We start from the raw sequence: 17502 nt of genomic DNA, 5'->3' as shown, positions 1-17502 counted from the left end.
AGCGACACCTTCAGAAACACGCTGACCAGGATCCGCGTCACAGGAGCCGGCGGGTGAGGGGCAGTCTGGTCCGGGTGATGAGCGCCGCCATGCTCGCCAGAACGGGCAGCCCTACCACCACGGCGACCACGAACGGCCACGGTATGGCGATCGTGGCGGGATCTCCGGCGCCGTGCGTCGTCATCGGGCGGGTCAGTGCCAGGCCCGTCACCGTTCCCGCGACCAGCCCCACCAGCGCGCCGAGCCCGGAGATGTAGAGGGCCTGGCCGGCCACGACCGCCCGCAACACCCTGGACGGGGCACCGATGGCCACCATCGTCGCCTGCTCGGGCCTCATGTCGGCGGCTGCCAGGCGAGTAGCGGCCAGCGTACCGCCGACGACGAGGACGAGAGCGCCGCCGAGCCAGCCCCACAGGCTGGGGTCGGGCACGTTGCGATAGCCCTCCTCGGAGGCGACCGTGACACGCGGGGTCACCTTGGCCAGATCGCGCCCCAGCGTCGAGTTCGCTGACGGCCGGTACATGGCGTAGAGCTGGCGCTCCGCTGTCGCGAAACCGGCCTGCTCCACCAGGGCACGCGGCAGCAGGGCGCCGCCCTGGTGCTCATCGGCGGGTGCGGCCAGCACCGCGGGCACTTCGAGCTTGCGCGCGGGGCCGGACGTGGAGCCCGCCCGCAGCGCGAGTTTGCCGTCCCGCAGCGCGGCCGCGTCGAACACCACGGCCTTGCCACTCGCCAGCGCCGCGGCCGCCTGCGGATCATGGCGCCCTTGCAGGAGCCTGAGCAGGGTCTGGTCTCCGACGGCCGCTGTGCGACGCGTGCGTGTGCCGTTCCATCGCACCGTGTACCGCAGTGCGTAGCGGCGGCCCTGGGTGTCCCTCACTTGGTACCCGGCGGTCAGCGGCACGCCCGGCAGGTGGCGGGCGGCTTCGGCGCGAAGCCTGGTCCAGGCCGCGTCGCCGATGTTGCCGGCCCAGATGGCCAGCATGCCGGTCGGGCGCGCCGAGGTGTAGGCGTTGCGCCGGTCCATGTACTCGCTGTAAGTGCCGATGCCCACCGCCACGACTGTGGCCGTAACCGCCATGACGGCCGCCACGGCGCTCGCCGTACGGGATCGGTGACGGACCGCGTCACGTACGGAAAGCCGCAGAGGGAGCCGCAGCCGCTCGGCCAGTCGCCCCGTGCAGCGGACCAGCCATGGCGTCAACACCACCAGCCCGAGCAGGACCAGCACCGCGGATGCGAGCACCCACACCGAGCCCGGCTGGCGGCGCGCCACCACGGTCGCCCCCAGTCCGGCCAGCACCAGCACAGCCCCCGCCAGCGGCCATCCCGGCCGATCAGCCGCCGTGGGCGCCCGGCCGGCCAGCACCGTCGCGCTGTTCTGCCGAGCCGCCTGTACGGCGGGCACCAGCGCTGCCACGATCCCAGTGAGCAGGCCCAGCGCGGAGACGGCCAGGACCGGCGGCCACGGTACGTCCGGCGGGCCGGCCTGGCCTCCCCATCGTGCCACGATGGGTGCGCCGAGCGTTCCTGCCCCGATGCCCAGCACCGTCGCCATCAGGGTGGCGGCGCCGCCGAGGACCAGTCCGTCGGCCACCACGATGGTCCGCAGATGCGCGGCCGAACCTCCCTGGGCAGCGATCTCGGCCAGTTCCCGGCGCCGCCTCCTGAGCCCGACCGCGAAAGCGGGCCCGGCCAGCAGCACGGTCTCCAGCACCACCATGATCACCATGGCGCCGATCCCGACCGTGTTCTGGACGTCGAAGCCCGAGGCACGAGCCCAAACGCGAGGGTCCGTCATCATGGCGCGCGAGGTGACGTACAGACCGGCGCTGTTCAGCGTGGTCACGCCGGTCCAGGACACGGAGCCTGCGGTGTCGGCGAGCCATCCGATGCCGTGCCTGTCTGGAAACCAGAACTCATCCAGCGACGCCAGCGGGAGATCGAGGCCCACGACCTCCCGAAGAGACGGCCGGTTCGGGTGCTCGACCACGCCCACCACCGTCAGCGGCGCCGCGCCGGACGGCCGCAGGAGAGCGCCGGGCCGCAGGCCGAACGCGGAGGTCACCGCGACCTCGCGGGCCGCCGAGGGCAACCTGCCCTCGCTCAGCGTCAGCATCCCCTTGGTGAGGGGGTCGCGCAGGTCGGTCTTCAGCGCGTCGACCCGCTCGGTGCCCAGGTGGAGCACACCCCTGTCGAAGGGGATCAACCTGGTGCCCGATCCGAGCAGCGCCACCACTTCGGCGGCGCTGCGCCTGGCCACGATCGGTCCTTCGCCACCCGTGCTCCAGCTCGTCCCGTCCGGCTGCTGGCGGAGCACCGCACCCTCGGGCACCTGCACGAGGCGGGCGTCAGCCGCGCCAAACTCAGCCACCAGCCCTTCCTGCGGACTGACGTTCATGGTCTCGATGAGGGTCAGAACCGTCGTGATCACCAATACGGGCAAGCCGATCATCACCATGATGAGCGCGCTTCGCCCTCGGGAGCGCCGCGCGTTGCGGCGGGCGATGCGCAGCGCGACAAGAACGACGCTCATCGGGCGCTCACCAGTGACACGTCCGTGGAATCCGCGATCATCCCGTCACGGAGGAACACCACACGATCGGCCCAGGCGGCGTAGCGCGGCTCATGGGTGACGAGCAAGACCGCCGCGCCCACGTCACAGCGGGCGCGTAAGACTTGCAGGATTTCATCGCCGGTGCGTGTGTCGAGCGCACCGGTCGGCTCGTCGGCCAGCAGCAGGTGCCGTTCGCCGACCAGAGCACGGGCGATCGCCACCCGCTGGCGCTGGCCACCGGACAGCTCGTCAGGGAAGCGGTCGGCCAGATCTTCCACGCCGACCTCCGCCAGCACAACCGTGGCCTCCTCGCGGGCGAGGCGTGGGCGCACGCCGTCGAGCTCGCGCGGCAGCATCACATTCTCCACCGCCGTCAGCGACGGGATCAGATTGAGGTCCTGAAAAACGTAGCCGACGCTGCGACGCCGCAAGGCCGCCAGGTCGCGTACGGCGGCCAGGTCCTGCTCGTCGACGTGCACCGTCCCCGACGTGGGCCGCTCCAGCCCGCCCGCGAGGTTGAGCAGCGTCGACTTGCCGGACCCGGACGGGCCCATGACCGCGACCAGCTCCCCCGCGTCAACCTCCAGGCTCACGCCCTTGAGAGCGTGCACGCCCGTCGCCCCTTCGCCATGGACTCTGGCCACCTCGGCCAGCCGCACAACCGTCATCTTTTCTCCTTGAGAACGGCCTCGCAGTGGTCCAGCCACCGCTGCTCGGCCTCGGCCCGGAAAATCATCGAATCGAGCACCAACCGCTGAGCCACACCTCCCGTCGCAGCTCGTTTGGCCCTGGTCAGCTGCTGGAGGGCGCGCATGGTCGCAGTACGCTGCCGGCGGATGACCTCGGCGACGTCCACCTCCTTGGCCTCGACGGCCATGGCCAGCTTGATGACCAGCTCGTCCCGCGGCCGGTCGGACGGGACGATGGGGGTGCTGAACCATCGCGCCAGTTCCGCCCTGCCGTCCGCGGTGAGCGTGTAGACGACCCGGCCCTGCTCGTCCGACTCGCCCGGCTCGACGAAGCCGTCGCGCTCCATGCGGGCCAGCGTCGTGTAGACCTGGCCGATGTTGAGCGGCCAGGTCGCCCCAGTCGACGCCTCGAACTCCACCCGCAATTGGTAGCCATGCCGAGGCCCCCTGCTGAGCAGGGCCAGCAGGCCGTGCCTGATCGACATGGATACCAAGTATGCATATTCAGTATGCATCGCTCAAGGGATTCCGCCATAGTCGGCAAACGAGGCGTTCCGGTGCCCACGGCACACATCCGGCACCTCGCCACGACAATCCCGTGCTGCGCAGCTCGCCGTCGCTGGATCCGCCCCGCCCGGTGAGGCGGTGGACGGGTTCGCTTCGCGCTGACGGTCGCCACGCTCGCGGCGCTGCTCGGCATCTCACCGGAACGCAGGGCCGGCTTCGTCCGCTGGATGGTCACGATCTCCGAGTTCGCCGGCTCCAACGCCGCCGACCCCGTACGGCAGGCGCGCTTCCACCAGGACCCGGCCGAACGGCTGCGGCCGTGTCACACCGGCGGCGGGAAGGGTCCCTGATCGTCAGTGCGGCAGCAGGGCGTGCGCCAGTTGGTCGGCGGCCCAGCTCTCCCACTGCCCCGTCGTCCATCCGCACTCGCGCAGCATCACGAGAAACAGGTCCGGCGACAGCAGCCCGACGGTGATGTCGGTGGCTCGCCGTTTGGTCAGGCCTGGCCGCAAGGCACGCAGCCCGGACAGGATGGCGACGAACGTCCCATGCGCGATCTGCCGCTGCTCGCTGTTGGCCGCCCATTGGGCGGCCATGTCGGCATCGACGGCTGCCGCGTCACGGACGACCGCCAGCACGGGGGCGACCCGATCGAGGATGACGCCGCTCGCGTGGGTCCACCCCCGTACGACCGCCACCGGGTCCTGCTCCGCCCGCAGAGCCGCGAACCAGGGCCGGTCCAGAAGCGGCACGGGCTCGTCGTCTCCGGCGGACGCGGCGTCGACGACGTGTTTGAGCAGCCGGCTCTTGCTCCCGTAGTGAAAGTACACGGTCTGCACCGACACCTCGGCCGTATCGGCGACCTGCTGGAAGGTCGTCCCGGCATATCCCCGCACCACGAACAGCTCGTACGCGGCCCGCACGATGCGGCCCTTGGTCTGCGCGGAGCGCCCTTTGGGGTTCTTGACGTCAGGCATTGATTTAGAGTACCACTTTATAGTGTCGCTCTATAGTCGCACTACAAAAACCAGGAGTGGTTCATGACCGCGCTAGGCGGGTTCCACCATGTCAAGCTCCCTGTCTCCGACATCCACAAGAGTCTGGAGTGGTACGGGCGGGTGCTCGGCCTTCAGGTGGCGATCGAGTTCGTCGAGGACGGCGCGTTGCGCGGCGCCGCCTTGCGCGACGCCGGCCAGAGCCTCATGATCGCGATCCGCGAGGAGCCCGAGCGAGCCGCCGCCCTGAGCGGATTCGACCCGGTCGCGCTCGGCGTGCCGACCCTTGATGCGTTACACGCCTGGTCCGACCGCCTTGAGGCGTTGGGCGTGGCGCACTCCGAGATCGCCGAAGGCAGCGTGGGGTGGCTGATCAGCGGCATCACCGACCCCGACGGCATCGAGATCCGGCTCTACACCTTCCAGGAGCGGTCATGAGCGCATTGCACCTGCCCGCCGGCTCCGGTGCCGTTCACCTGTTCCTCGGCACCACCATGACCGTGAAGGCGGGCCAACGGGAAACCGGCGGGGCGATGACTCTCATCGAGCAGGAGTGCCCGCCCGGCTTCGCCACTCCCCTGCACCTTCACCAACACGACGACGAGGCCTTCTACGTGCTGTCGGGAACCATGCAGGTCTCCTGCGGCGACACGACGTGGCCGGCCGGCCCCGGCGCCTTCGTCCTGCTGCCCCGTGGGCGGCCCCACGCCTTCGTCAACCGCCAGGACCACCCCCTGCGACTGCTCCAGCTGACCTGGCCGACCGGGTTCGAGCGCTTCGCCGCCGACGTCGCCGCCCTCGGTGCCGGCCCACCCGACCCCACGCGGCTCACAGAGATGGCCGCCCGCCACGGGTACCAGATCATCGGCCCACCTGACGGGGCCGGGCCGCAGATGTCGCCATAACCATCTGCGCCTCGCTGAGCAAGCACTGCTGACCCCAAGGAGAAGATCATGAAGTACGTCACCTTCGGCACGGCCGTACTGGCGGCCACCGTTCTGACCATCGCCCTGACGCCCGCCTTCGCCGCTACCGCGTCCACCGCACCGGGCCCGGACACCTGCCTGGTCGGCTACGTGTGGCGGGAGGCGCGTCCCACCGACCGGGTCTGCGTGACCCCGAAGGTTCGCGAGCGGACCGCGCTGGAGAACCGGCTCAAATACATGAACTGGGTACCGGGCGCGTACGGCCCGCACACCTGCTTAAAGGGAATGGTATGGCGAGAAGCCTTCGCCGGTGACGACGTCTGTGTCAACCAGAAAAGCCGCAACGAGGCGCTGCGGGACAACGCCGAGGCCGCCGATCGCAGGGTCACGGCCAGCCTGTGGATCACCAAATACCGCCTCGGGCCGCGGGACAACGGCGACGGCACCGCCTCCACCACCTCAACCGATGACATCGAGCGGCTGAAACTGAACGGCAGCCACTACAACGTCGGCCAGGTGAGACTGTTCATCTACTACAACACCGGCAAGCTCTTCTGGAGCGGCACGGTCAAGGCCGCCCAGAACGGCGCGTACCCCGGTGGCAGTTGGGGCATGCAGACCGGCAAGTTCGACTGCTCGGCCCCGGGCAAGCCCGCCAACGCCTACGCTCGCGCCCAGGACGTCACCTCGGGCCGCTGGTCGCCCAAGGTCGCGGTCCGTGTCGGCTGCGCCGTCTACTGAACTGATCATTCTCGGAAGTCAGATCGCAAGCGGCCATCAGTCCGTATGAAAGCGATCCGCCATACACAAGGCGTGCCCCACTGGACCACTGGTGCGAGGAGGCTCCCGTGCGTCGCGCAACATTCACCTCTCTGATCGGTGCCGCGATTCTGGCGGCAGGACTCGTTCCCCTCACGGCGACGCCCGCCAACGCCATGCCCGCCGGATGGTTCCATCTCCGGGGCACCACGAAGGACAAGATCGCTCCCTTCGCCCTTCGCGCTATGGACGTGCAATGGGCCCCCGACGGCAAGATCACCGGATCGGTCCGGTTGAACGCCAGCACGTTCGCCAAGGATTCGCAGCTATGGAAGGTGAGATTTCCCAGCACCGGGCAAATTGGCGAGGTCAAACTGGAGAACAAACTGACGGGACGATGCATTCTGTTCGGCGGCCGGCGCATGCAGGACGGCGGGGGCACCGCGGCGGGTCTGGGGCCGTGCAGCAGCAACACCGTCTGGATGGCCATTCCGATGGGCCCCCGCAAGTACGCCTTCCGCTCCCGCGCCAACGCCCCGGCCCACCCGATGTGTCTGAGCAAGGGCACGACGGGAAATCCGGAGTTCCTCAGGCTCAAGGACTGCAGCGACAACCGCTTCACGCCCGAGATGGTCTGGGAAACGTACACGTCAGGGTAGTGAACAGGGGTCAGGAGGCGGCGGCGTCCTGTCGCGGAGCCGTGGCCTCGGCCCCGAGAAAGCCTTCCTCCGCGCTCGTACAGGTGCCGCCGGACGTGACGTGCTCTTCGCCGCCGCGGCCGCCCGTTCTCCGTGACGCGGCAGCCTGTGCGGAGCACAGGTACGGGCGGGAGAGCGTCAGGGCGATCGCGGTGAGGGCCATGCCGAACAGGACCGGCGCGAGGTGCCCGAGGTCGACGTACCCGATGGCCAGGTGGGTGACGACGGCGGGCACGAAACCGGCGACGGCCGCGAGCGTCAGCGTCCACCACACCCATGCCTCGCCGCGCCGCCACCCCCAGGCGCTCAGCAGGGTGATGGCCGCCGCGGCGGCCATCAGCGACCCGCCGAACCCCGCCCTGTCGTGCGCGATGAACGGCAGCAGCCGCGTGCCGGCCGCCCGCAGCGTGTCCGGCCCGGTTCTCAGGTACTCCAGGTCGCTCGGGACGAAGACACCGCCGAGGCCGACGGCCGACACGGCCACGCCGCCGGCGAACAGGCCGATCCCGGTGATCACCATGAGGAGCTGGCCGGTGAGCGCCCGGCGGCGTTCGCGTTCGGGTCCCTCCGGGCGGGAGATCCACCGCGGGCGGTCCCGGGGCCGCCGGGCCGCGGCCAGGAACATGGGCAGGAGCACGGCGGCCAGCGCCGTGTGCAGCGGCTCGACGTACCCGTGGGTGAAGAGGTAGGGCACGGCGGCGAACCCGATCGCCCCGGAGACCAGGTATGCCTCGCGTGCCCACGGCCACCCGCGGCGCATGCCCCCGGCGGTGAGCCCCATGTGGAGGACTCCGACGGCCACCATGGTGCCCGCCAGCGTGATCCGGTCGTGTCGCAGGAAGTGGACCAGGTGGTGGTTGACGGCGTGTAACGCCTCCTGGTCCATGCCGAGGAAGGCGCGGTCGTACCAGAGCAGGACCGGCCCGAGCGCGACCGCCGCGGCCACGAGCCCGGCGACCGCGATGACGGCGCCGGCCATCAGCCCCCACCACCAGGCGGGCCAGCGGCGGGGGTCGCGGCCGGCGGGCCACAGCGAGGGGGCGGGCGTGGTGGGGGTCGCCGCCTCCATCACCCGCCCGAACCACCCGGGCCCCGCCTCGACGAGCAGGGCCGGTGTGGCGAGCACGACCTTGGCGGGATCGGCGAGGACCCGGACCGCCGCTCCGACGGACGGGGAAACGAGCTGGACGACGTCCACGCCGTCCTCCGGACGGGCCTCCACATCGAGCCCCGGCCGGCGGCTCCTCTCGTGGTCCGGTCGGCGGTTCTCCCCGTGCCCCGGCCGTCGGTTCTCCTCGTGGTCCGGCGGTAGGACCGCGTCCACGTGCGGTGCCAGGGCGGCGGTCGCGGCCGGGTCCCCCGTGCGGACCAGCACCGGCACCCGCCTGCCCGCCGCCGCCTCCCGTACGAGCGCCACGTCCGCGAGCCCGACCGGCTCCACCACGATGAGCCCCGCCCCGAGCGGCGGCAGCGCGCGTACGGCGTCCCGGGCCACCTCCGGCGGCACCACCGCCCCCAAGCGGCTGCATACCGCGACCCCGCCCGCGGTGCCCGCCAGGTGCGCCGGCGGGTGCCGGTGCCCGAGCAGCCCCGCGATCATCCGCCCGCCGCCGGGCAGCGATCCCGTCCAGGCCAGCGTCCGCAGCGCCATCCGCCGCGACCGCCGCACGCCCAGCAGCGCCCCCGCGATGCCCCGCAGCGGCTGGTACGTCCAGTCAGGCATCGCCACCCGGCCTTCCCCCCGGCGCGGGCACCGCCTCAGCCGCCCGTTCAGCCGGCTCGACCCGCTCGGCCGGCCCAGGCAGCTCAGCCGGCTCGGGCAGCTCGGGTGGTGTCCATCCGAGGACGGGGTCCATCGAACGCAGCAGCAGGCCGGGCGGCACCAGGCGGGCGAGCAGGTTCCGTGACCACGCCCCCGGTGGCCATGCCACCAGGGACGCCGCGCCCATCCGGGCCGACCGGCGCACGATCGCCCGGGTGCGGGGCCGCCGTGCCCGGTCGTACCGCGCGAGCGCCACGTCCACGTCCGGGTCCGCCCGCAGGCAGGCGGCCAGCGTGACCGCGTCCTCCAGCGCGGTGCCCGCACCCTGCCCCAGCGCCGGATCCATCGCGTGCGCCGCGTCCCCCAGCAGCACCGCCCTCCCCCGAACGTAGGAGGCCAGTGGCGGCACCGCGTACACGTCGTGCCGCAGCACGGCGCCCTCGGGCACCGCCGCAAGCAGTTCGGGCACGGGATCGGGCCAGCCGCCGAACCTGCGCGCGAACCCGGCGGACGCGTCCTCCTCGCCACCTTCGGGCGCCCGGGCCGCCGCGAAACAGTAGAACCGCCCGCCGGGCAGCGCGGCGAACCCGAATCGCTCGCCCCGCCCCCAGAACAGCGCCCCCTCGGCTCCCCGCCCGTCCAGCGGCTCGGTCACCGCCCGCCACGCCGTGCACCCGGCATATCGGGGCGGCCGGGCCTCCGGCCAGCACTGCCGCCGCACCCGGCTGCGGATCCCGTCGGCCCCCACCACCAGATCCGCGCGCACCCGCCCGTCCCGGTGCTCGACCACCGCCCCGTCGCCGTCCGGCCACACGGCGCGCACCTCGCCGCCCGGCCGCAGCAGGTCCGCGGGCAGTGCCGCCACGAGCACCCGTACCAGCTCGGCCCGGTGCACCATGAGCAGCGGCCGGCCGTGCCGCCGCGCGACGTCGGAGTTGTCCGTCCTGAACAGCCACCGCCCGGCCCGGTCCCGCACCCCGCCCGCGGTCTCCACGGCGGCGATTGCGCGTACCCGCTCGGCCAGGCCCAGGGCGGCGAGGGCGCGCGTGGCGTTCGGCCAGAGCGCCAGCCCCGCCCCGATCTCGCCGAACTCCCCGGCCCGCTCCAGCACGGTCACCCGCCAGCCGATCCGATGCAGCGCGATTGCCGCCGCCAGCCCGCCGATCCCCCCGCCGACCACGACCGCAGCAGGCATGAACCGCACCCCCGACCTCCGTTTTGAGCGACTGCTTAATCCGACCTTAGACGGATTTAAGCAATCGCTCAAGAAGTGCGGGTGGGGAGCGCGGCCGCTGGCGACCGCGCTCCCCGTTCCGAAGGCCAGGTCCCGTCAGTGGGGCATCAGGACCTTGTCGACGATGTAGACGGTGGCGTTGCTCGTCGTCACGCCGCCGCAGACGATCTTGGCGTCGTTGATCGTGAGGTTGTCGCCGGAGCCCTTCACGGTCAGGGACGCGCCCTGCATGGTCTTGAGGTCGGCGCCCTCCACCAGGTCGGACGGCGCCTTCTTGCCCGTCACCACGTGGTAGGACAGCAGCTTGGTCAGCACGTCCTTGTTGGCCATGAGCTTGTCCCGGACTTCCTTCGGGATCGCGTCGAACGCCTTGTTGTCCGGCGCGAAGAGCGTGATGTCCTTGGCGGAGTTCAGCTTCTCCTCGAGCCCGGCCGCCTTCACGGCCGCCGACACCATGGAGAGCTCGGTGAGCTTGGAGATGGCGGTGCCGGCCGGCTGGTCGGCGATCTCGGCCAGGTCGCTCTCGATCGCGGCGCATCCGGGACCGGACGGGCTTACGGCGGCGCCCGGCGAGGGCGACATCTCCGGAGGAGAGGGCGACATCTCCGGTGAGGTGGGCGACATCTCTGGCGTGGTGGGCGACACCTCCGGTATGGAGGTCTCCTCCGGTGACGGCGCCGGCGTACGCATGTGGACAGCCGCGCCGGCGGTACCAGTGGCACCGGCGGCCAGCGCCAACGCCGCCGCGAGAAGCACTCGTTTCACTGTGATCCCCCCGAGTTCGGAGTGCCGCGGCGGGCGAACTCGCCACGGCTCGAACGCAGCCCCGGGCTCGCACCCCGGCTGCCCCTCCAGTGTGGGCAGCCATCGAGAACACCGGAGTTACATTTCGCCTAAAAGGCCACAAAAGCCGCACATCATAACTTTTGCCCGCCGCGTCTTCCCGCAGGTTTGGAACGCGTCGCACCCGGCCCTCCGGGGCCCAGGTCCCTTTACGAAACCGAGAGCGTTCAGACGACCGGCCGCCGTGAGCGGGGTGGGGATCGACGACAGCCGGTCAGCCGGGGAACCGCGGCGGCGGGGAGGCGGCCCGTGCGCGAGGAGCCAGGCGGATGGGCTGACGCGTGGCGACCGGGATCTCGCGGGTGGAACGGGTAGCGTGAACGGATGAGCAAGTCGTTCCTGGAGCCAGCGGAGTGGTACGCGACGCTTCCGGCGTTCTACGCCTCGGCGTGCGTGCTGCTGACCGACACCGAGGACCGGGTCCTCATGGTCAAGCCCAACTACCGGCCCTACTGGTCGATCCCCGGCGGCATCATCGAGGCCGACGAGCTCCCCCACGAGTGCGCCGTCCGCGAGATCGACGAGGAGCTCGGGCTGCGCGTGGCGGTGACCGGGCTCCTGGTGGTGGACTGGATACCGCCCATGGACGACCGGCCGCAGAGCATGATCAACTTCCTGTTCGACGGCGGCACCGTCACCGACCCGGGCCAGATCGTCCTGCAGACCTCGGAGCTCGACGACTTCGGCTTCTTCTCCTGGGACGAGGCGGCCCGGCTGCTCCCCGCCACCACCACCGCCCGCGTCCCGGCGGCGCGGCGGGCACGCAAGGATGCCCGCACCGTCTACCTGCCCTTCAGCCCGCCGGCCGGCTCTCAGCGGTAGCCGGTCGCGTCCGCGGGACCGCCCTTGTCCTGGACCTCGACCAGATAGCGCCAGCCGTCCGGCCGCGAGCCGTCCACGTCGGTGAAGCCGTACTCGTGGGCGAGTCGCGCCCCGGACAGCGACTGGCCGCTCCAGCGCATCACGTCGGGGTCCGCGGCCAGGGCGGCGACCGCCCTGCCGACGTAGCGGGGCGTCTCGGAGATCACGAAGTGCGGCTCGCGGGCGGTGGCGTCGCGCCAGTTGTCCTCGGTGACCTCGTACAGGTCCAGCATCAGCTCCGAGCGCAGCCAGCCGGGCGTCAGCGCCACGGCCGCGCAGCCGTACGGCCGCAGCTCGTGGGCCTGCGCGAAACCGAGCCTGATCACGGCGCTCTTGGCGTGGTCGTAGAAGAAGGAGACGCGGTAGTTGCCGTCGTTGTACTCCTTGGTGCCGTCGGTCATCTCCACCACCAGGCCCCCCGGGCGCCGGATCAGCAGGGGCAGCGCGTAGTGGCTGGTGATGATGTGGGTGTCGACGGCGAGCCGGAGGAGCCGCAGCCCGCCGTCGAGGTCATGCTTCCACAGCGGGGTTTCCCACTCCGCCAGTAGCTCTCCGCCCCAGATGTCGTTGACCAGCACGTCCAGGCGCCCGTGGTCGCGCTCGACGCGCTCGACGAGAGCCCGCACCTGCTCGTGCTCCAGATGATCGACCTGGACGGCGATCCCTTCCCCTCCTGCCTCGTTCACCAGCTCGGCGGTCTCCTCGATGGTCTCGGGACGGCCGTACTCGGACCGGTTCTCGCGCGTGGTCCGGCCGGTCACGTACACGGTCGCGCCCGCCGCCCCCAGCTCCACCGCGATGCCCCGTCCCGCGCCGCGCGTGCCACCGGCGACCAGCGCGACCTTGCCCTTCAACGTGTTGCTCATGCTCCAGACGCTAGAGACAAAACCCGACAGCTAGTGTCATCTTTTATAAGCCTAGGAGCCCTAGGAAATAAGCTAGGATGCCTAGGAATCGCTCGAAAGGGGATCATCATGGCCACGCTGGACGTACCAGGCGCCACGCTTTACCACGAGGTCAGCGGCAGCGGACCCGCGCTCCTCCTGCTGCCGGGCGGCGGCGGTGACGCGGCGATCTTCGACGCGCTGACCGGCCCGCTCGCCGGGCACTTCACGCTCATCACCGTCGACCCGCGCGGCTACTCCCGCAGCCGCCTCGACGGCCCGGCCGCGGACCAGCGGGTCGAGGTGCAGAGCGAGGACGCCCGCCGGCTGCTCGACGCCGTCACCCCCGACCGGCCCGCCTACGTCTTCGGCGGCAGCAGCGGCGCCATCGTCGGCCTCGACCTGCTCTCCCGGCACCCCGGGCGGGTGCGCCGCCTGGTCGCGCACGAGCCGCCGTGCTTCGCCGTCCTCCCCGACGCCCCCGCGCAGCTGGCCTTTGTCGAGGAGGTCCACCGGCTCTTCCGCGAGCAGGGGCTCGCGGCCGCGTCCGCCCGGTTCATGGAGGGCATCGGCGGCACCCTCCGGCCGCTGCCGGACCCCGCCTCGCTGCCTCCCCGGGCCGCCGAGATGACGGCCCGGCTGACGAGCAACGCGCCGATCATGATGGAGCACGAGTTGCGGCAGTTCACCTCGCACGTGCCCGACCTGGCCGCGCTCGGCCGCGCCTCCGACCGGCTGGTCCTGGCCGCCGGACGCGAGAGCAGGGGGCATCTGCCGTACCGGCCCGCCGCGGTGCTGGCGGAGCGGCTCGGGCTCGAACTGGTCGAGTTCCCGGGCGGGCACAGCTTCACCGACGCCCCCGAGGAGTTCGCCAAGCAGCTGATCGAGGTGCTCAGCGCGCCCTGACCGGGGGTCTCACGCGCATGCGCGGCGCCCCCGGCGGAAGGGGATGGACGTGGCGCCCGCGCGCGGGGCATTCTGTGGCGTGCTGTTGCGCCAGTTGGAGTATCTGGTGGCCCTGGCCCGGGAGCGGCATTTCGCCCGCGCCGCCGCGGCCTGTCACGTCTCCCAGCCGTCGCTGTCGGCGGCCATCCGCAAGCTCGAACGCGAGCTGGACGTGCCCCTCGTCCGGCGCGGGCAGCGCTTCGCCGGGCTGACCCCGGAGGGCGAGCGGGTGCTGCTGTGGGCGCACCGGATCCTCGCCGACGCCGACGCCCTGCGCCAGGACCTGTCGAAGATGCGCGAGGGGCTGTCGGGCACGTTGCGGATGGGCGCGATCCCGACCGCGCTGACCGCCGCCTCGCTGCTGACCACGCCGTTCTGCGAGCGGTACCCGCATGTACGGGTGCTGCTGACCTCCCTGTCGTCACGGGAGATCACGCGGCGGCTGGCCGAGTTCGAGATCGACATGGCGATGACGTACCTCGACGACGAGGAGGGGTTCGGCGAGGTGCACCCCCTGTACGAGGAGCGCTACCTGCTGCTGACGCCGTCCGACGGCGAGCTGGCCGACCGGCGGGTGGCGCGCTGGGCGGAGGTGGCCGCGCTGCCGCTGTGCCTGCTGGCCCCCGAGATGCGCAACCGCCGCATCCTGGACGTCAACTTCCGGCAGGCCGGGGCGGTGGCCGTGCCCGCGATCGAGACCGACACCGTCTCGGCCCTGTTCGCCCACGTGGCGACCCACCGCTGGTCCAGCGTCATCGCGCACGCGTGGCTGCACATGTTCGGGGTGCCCGAGGGCATGCGGGTCGTCCGGCTGGAGCGGGCCGCCCGGGAGCCGCGCGTGGGGCTCGTGCTGGCCGGCACGGGCCCGGAGTCGGTGATGGCGCGGGCGCTGCTGGACATCGCCCGCGATCTCGATCTGCGCGAGGTGTTCGACCGGCTGACCCGGGATCACCTGGCATAGACGGGCTCTATCACCCGATAGAAGCAAACGCTTTGACCTGCGGATATACGTCGGCGGACAGTGAGATCACCTTCGACCGACGAGGAGCCGAGACCATGGCCAAGGTGCTGTGCGTGCTGTACGACGACCCGATCGACGGGTACCCGACCACCTACGCGCGAGACGGCCTGCCCGAGCTGGCCGGCTACCCGGGCGGCCAGACGCTGCCCAGCCCCAAGGCGATCGACTTCACCCCCGGGCACCTGCTCGGCAGCGTCTCCGGCGAGCTGGGCCTGCGCCGCTTCCTGGAAGAACGCGGCCACACCCTGGTGGTCACCTCCGACAAGGACACCGACGACTCCGCCTTCGACCGCGAACTGGCCGACGCCGACGTGGTCATCTCCCAGCCGTTCTGGCCCGCGTACCTGACCGCCGAGCGCATCGCCCGCGCGCCCAAGCTGAAGCTGGCCATCACCGCCGGCATCGGCTCCGACCACGTCGACCTCGACGCCGCCATCGCCCGCGGGATCACCGTCGCCGAGGTCACCTACTGCAACAGCATCAGCGTCGCCGAGCACGTCGTGATGATGATCCTGTCCCTGGTACGCAACTACCTGCCCGCCCACCGGACCGTGCTCGACGGCGGCTGGAACATCGCCGACGTGGTCGCCCGCTCCTACGACGTCGAGGGCATGCACGTCGGCACCGTCGCCGCCGGCCGCATCGGACTGGCCGTGCTGCGCCGGCTCAAGCCGTTCGACGTGCACCTGCACTACACCGACAAGCACCGCCTGCCGGCCGAGGTCGAGGAGGAGCTCGGGCTCACCTTCCACCCCGACGCCGCCGCCATGGTCCCGCTCTGCGACGTGGTGACCGTCAACGCGCCGCTGCACCCCCAGACCGAGGGCCTGTTCGGCGACAAGCTGATCGGCTCGATGAAGCGCGGCGCCTACCTGGTCAACACCGCCCGCGCCAAGATCGCCGATCGCGACGCGATCGTGCGCGCCCTGGAGAGCGGGCAGCTCGCCGGCTACGCCGGCGACGTCTGGTACCCCCAGCCCGCCCCGGCCGGCCACCCCTGGCGGACCATGCCGCACCACGGCATGACCCCGCACATCTCCGGCTCCTCCCTGTCGGCCCAGGCCCGGTACGCGGCCGGGACCCGCGAGATCCTCGAATCCTGGCTGGAGGGCACCCCGATCCGCGAGGAGTACCTGATCGTCGAGGGTGGCGCCCTGGCCGGAGCCGGGGCCCACTCCTACACGACCCGGACGCGCTGAGGCGTCAGCCGGTCACTCGGCCAGGGTCTGGCGCAGCGTGACGGCGAAGGCGTCCGGGTCGCCCCTCATGCCGAACTCGTCGCCGAGGAAACCCCCGTGGTGGCTGGGGAAGGTCACGGGCTTCGTGCCGAGCCGTTCGGCGACCGCCACGCCCGAGCGGTGCGCCAGCTCGCCCTCCGATTCGGCCCCGACGCCCACGACGATGCGGGTCGAGGCGGCGCGCAGGGCGTCGAAGTCGTGCTCGTGGTGCGTGCAGGTCATGAGGTTCTGCCCGAGCAGCGGGTCGTCGCGGGAGCCGTCGTCCTGCGCGGGCAGGCCGAAGTCTGCGGGGTTCTGCACGGGCTGGTCGGCGAAGTCGGCCGGGACCTCGCCCCGCAGACCGGTGATCGCGAAGAACTTCATCATCGCCGGTCCGACGCCCTCCCGCTCGTACGTGTCGCGGATGTCCACCACCGCGGCCAGCGCCTGCTCCCGATCCGGGAGGGTCTGGGCGGCCGGAGGTTCGTGGGCCACGAGCGTGCGCACCTGCTCCGGATGCCGGGCCACCAGCGCCAGCCCGTTCACGGCGCCGCCGCTGCTGGCGAAGATGTCCACCGGCCCGCCGCCGAGCGCGCCGATCAGCCGGTGCAGGTCGTCGGCGTGCAGGTCGGGCGTCGACTCGTCGGCGCCGTCGGTGCGGGTGCTCCGCCCGATGCCGCGCGGGTCGTAGGTCACCACCGTACGATCCTGGAAGTGCCCGGCCAGGGTGACGAACCCGTCGGCGCCCATCGGCGAGCCGATCATCAGCAGGATCGGCCCGGCGCCCGCGCCGGCCTCCCGCACGTCGTAGTGCAGCACGCAGCCGGGGACCTCAAGGGTGTGGGTCTTGAGCTCGGTCATGTGGTCGCTCCTTCTCGTCTTCTGCGAATCTAGACCGTCGGGAGCGGCGGAACTCATCGGCCGGGAGCCACCGGGGGCTCCAAGCCCTTGCGGAGCAGCAGCCACGCCCGGTCGGCGGTCTCGCGCCGCATGTCCGCCGGTATCTTGGCGAGCAGCCCCGCGATCATGCCGAGGGCCGTCACCAGGTCCTCGGTGGTGACCTGCTCGCGGACGAGACCGGCCTCCCACGCCCTGGCCAGCGGGTCCTCCAGCAGCGCCTCCACCTGGTAACGCAGGCGCATGATGCGCGGATCCGTGGCGCTGACCATCGCGATGAACGCCGTCGAGGCGATGGCCTGCTCGGTCATCAGCTCCAGCACGTCGTCGAGCGTGGCGGCGGGGTCGGCGGCCAGCGCCTCCAGCGCCCTGATGCCGTCGTCGAACACGGCCAGCGCGAGGCTGACCCGGTCGGGGAAGTGCCGGTAGAGGCTGCCCTGGCCGACACCGGCCGCCTTCGCGATCGAGGTGAGCGGCGCGTCGAAGCCGTCGGTCGCGAACAGCTCGCGGGCCGCCGCGATCAGCGCCGCCCGGTTCCCGGCGGCGGCGCTGGGGCCTCTGTTGGGTCGACGCGTGTTGGCCATGGCAGTACGGTATCAACCGGACGATATCGTCCGGTATCCCCTACCGCGATCGTCCCGCCCACTCGACACACGCAGAAGGCGGGGCTACGGTTACAACCGGACGATGTAGTCCGGTTGCTGCCG

At 71.5% G+C, this 17502-nt stretch carries 19 protein-coding genes; 9 read left to right on the top strand and 10 right to left on the bottom strand.

Features of this window, described 5'->3' with window-relative positions; all coding sequences use genetic code 11:
• Positions 1-37: 37 nt before the first annotated feature.
• Genes ACIBQ1_RS33590 through ACIBQ1_RS33580 form a run of 3 tightly spaced genes read right to left on the bottom strand, consistent with a single transcriptional unit; the run spans position 38 to position 3731 of the window.
• Positions 38-2536, bottom strand: coding sequence for an FtsX-like permease family protein (locus ACIBQ1_RS33590; protein WP_397283318.1), 2499 nt, complete (start codon positions 2534-2536; stop codon positions 38-40).
• Positions 2533-3225 (bottom strand): ABC transporter ATP-binding protein, encoded by a 693-nt coding sequence (locus ACIBQ1_RS33585; protein ID WP_397283317.1) that lies wholly within the window; start codon positions 3223-3225, stop codon positions 2533-2535. Before ACIBQ1_RS33585 ends, ACIBQ1_RS33590 begins: the two co-directional genes overlap by 4 nt.
• Positions 3222-3731: a PadR family transcriptional regulator gene (locus tag ACIBQ1_RS33580; protein ID WP_397283316.1), complete on the bottom strand. Its 510-nt coding sequence runs from the start codon at positions 3729-3731 to the stop codon at positions 3222-3224. The genes ACIBQ1_RS33585 and ACIBQ1_RS33580 overlap by 4 nt, the downstream gene beginning before the upstream one ends.
• Positions 3732-3980: 249 nt before the next feature.
• Here ACIBQ1_RS33580 and ACIBQ1_RS33575 point away from each other — a divergent pair, with 249 nt between their 5' ends.
• Complete coding sequence (locus ACIBQ1_RS33575; protein ID WP_397283315.1) at positions 3981-4103, top strand: hypothetical protein; 123 nt, start codon at positions 3981-3983, stop codon at positions 4101-4103.
• Between the two features lie 3 nt (positions 4104-4106).
• Here the strand turns inward: ACIBQ1_RS33575 and ACIBQ1_RS33570 are convergent, their stop codons facing one another.
• Complete coding sequence (locus tag ACIBQ1_RS33570) at positions 4107-4730, bottom strand: TetR/AcrR family transcriptional regulator (RefSeq protein WP_397283314.1); 624 nt, start codon at positions 4728-4730, stop codon at positions 4107-4109.
• A 63-nt stretch (positions 4731-4793) separates the two neighbouring features.
• Between ACIBQ1_RS33570 and ACIBQ1_RS33565 the strand changes: the two genes are divergently transcribed.
• From ACIBQ1_RS33565 to ACIBQ1_RS33550, 4 genes are all read left to right on the top strand, one after another.
• The gene (locus ACIBQ1_RS33565; protein ID WP_397283313.1) at positions 4794-5186 is read left to right on the top strand and encodes a VOC family protein; all 393 of its coding nucleotides are present in this window, start codon (positions 4794-4796) and stop codon (positions 5184-5186) included.
• Entirely contained in the window at positions 5183-5653 is a 471-nt protein-coding gene (locus tag ACIBQ1_RS33560; protein ID WP_397283312.1) for a cupin domain-containing protein, read from the top strand. Before ACIBQ1_RS33565 ends, ACIBQ1_RS33560 begins: the two co-directional genes overlap by 4 nt.
• Positions 5654-5701: 48 nt before the next feature.
• Positions 5702-6415, top strand: coding sequence for a hypothetical protein (locus ACIBQ1_RS33555; protein ID WP_397283311.1), 714 nt, complete (start codon positions 5702-5704; stop codon positions 6413-6415).
• Between the two features lie 107 nt (positions 6416-6522).
• Positions 6523-7092: a hypothetical protein gene (locus ACIBQ1_RS33550; RefSeq protein WP_397283310.1), complete on the top strand. Its 570-nt coding sequence runs from the start codon at positions 6523-6525 to the stop codon at positions 7090-7092.
• Between the two features lie 10 nt (positions 7093-7102).
• Here the strand turns inward: ACIBQ1_RS33550 and ACIBQ1_RS33545 are convergent, their stop codons facing one another.
• From ACIBQ1_RS33545 to ACIBQ1_RS33535, 3 genes are all read right to left on the bottom strand, one after another.
• Positions 7103-8854, bottom strand: coding sequence for a hypothetical protein (locus ACIBQ1_RS33545; RefSeq protein ID WP_397283309.1), 1752 nt, complete (start codon positions 8852-8854; stop codon positions 7103-7105).
• The gene (locus ACIBQ1_RS33540) at positions 8847-10088 is read right to left on the bottom strand and encodes an FAD-dependent monooxygenase (RefSeq protein ID WP_397283308.1); all 1242 of its coding nucleotides are present in this window, start codon (positions 10086-10088) and stop codon (positions 8847-8849) included. The genes ACIBQ1_RS33545 and ACIBQ1_RS33540 overlap by 8 nt, the downstream gene beginning before the upstream one ends.
• Before the next feature lie 135 nt (positions 10089-10223).
• Positions 10224-10892, bottom strand: coding sequence for a fasciclin domain-containing protein (locus ACIBQ1_RS33535; protein ID WP_397283307.1), 669 nt, complete (start codon positions 10890-10892; stop codon positions 10224-10226).
• 402 nt (positions 10893-11294) lie between these two features.
• Between ACIBQ1_RS33535 and ACIBQ1_RS33530 the strand changes: the two genes are divergently transcribed.
• Positions 11295-11792, top strand: coding sequence for an NUDIX domain-containing protein (locus ACIBQ1_RS33530; protein ID WP_397283306.1), 498 nt, complete (start codon positions 11295-11297; stop codon positions 11790-11792).
• Here ACIBQ1_RS33530 and ACIBQ1_RS33525 read toward each other — a convergent pair.
• A complete protein-coding gene (locus tag ACIBQ1_RS33525) occupies positions 11783-12697 on the bottom strand; it encodes an SDR family oxidoreductase (protein WP_397283305.1) in 915 nt (304 codons plus the stop codon). The genes ACIBQ1_RS33530 and ACIBQ1_RS33525 overlap by 10 nt on opposite strands.
• Positions 12698-12805: 108 nt before the next feature.
• On the opposite strand from ACIBQ1_RS33525, the gene ACIBQ1_RS33520 reads away from it, so the two are divergent.
• The 3 genes from ACIBQ1_RS33520 (at position 12806) to ACIBQ1_RS33510 (ending at position 15880) form a co-directional block, all read left to right on the top strand.
• Positions 12806-13621 carry an alpha/beta fold hydrolase gene (locus ACIBQ1_RS33520; protein ID WP_397283304.1) on the top strand — a complete coding sequence of 272 codons (816 nt, stop codon included), beginning with the start codon at positions 12806-12808 and terminating at the stop codon, positions 13619-13621.
• A 49-nt stretch (positions 13622-13670) separates the two neighbouring features.
• Complete coding sequence (locus ACIBQ1_RS33515; RefSeq protein WP_397283303.1) at positions 13671-14621, top strand: LysR family transcriptional regulator; 951 nt, start codon at positions 13671-13673, stop codon at positions 14619-14621.
• Between the two features lie 95 nt (positions 14622-14716).
• Complete coding sequence (locus ACIBQ1_RS33510) at positions 14717-15880, top strand: NAD-dependent formate dehydrogenase (protein ID WP_397283302.1); 1164 nt, start codon at positions 14717-14719, stop codon at positions 15878-15880.
• Between the two features lie 12 nt (positions 15881-15892).
• On the opposite strand, the gene ACIBQ1_RS33505 is transcribed toward ACIBQ1_RS33510, so the two are convergent.
• Both ACIBQ1_RS33505 and ACIBQ1_RS33500 read right to left on the bottom strand, forming a co-directional pair.
• Positions 15893-16759 (bottom strand): alpha/beta fold hydrolase, encoded by an 867-nt coding sequence (locus ACIBQ1_RS33505; protein ID WP_397283301.1) that lies wholly within the window; start codon positions 16757-16759, stop codon positions 15893-15895.
• Positions 16760-16812: 53 nt separating this feature from the next.
• Complete coding sequence (locus tag ACIBQ1_RS33500; RefSeq protein WP_397283300.1) at positions 16813-17379, bottom strand: TetR/AcrR family transcriptional regulator; 567 nt, start codon at positions 17377-17379, stop codon at positions 16813-16815.
• Positions 17380-17502 lie beyond the last annotated feature (123 nt).

This window comes from Nonomuraea sp. NPDC050153, assembly GCF_044460125.1.
Lineage (GTDB): Bacteria > Actinomycetota > Actinomycetes > Streptosporangiales > Streptosporangiaceae > Nonomuraea.
Note: the sequence above shows the minus strand (reverse complement) of the source record. Positions and strands in the feature narration are given on the sequence as shown.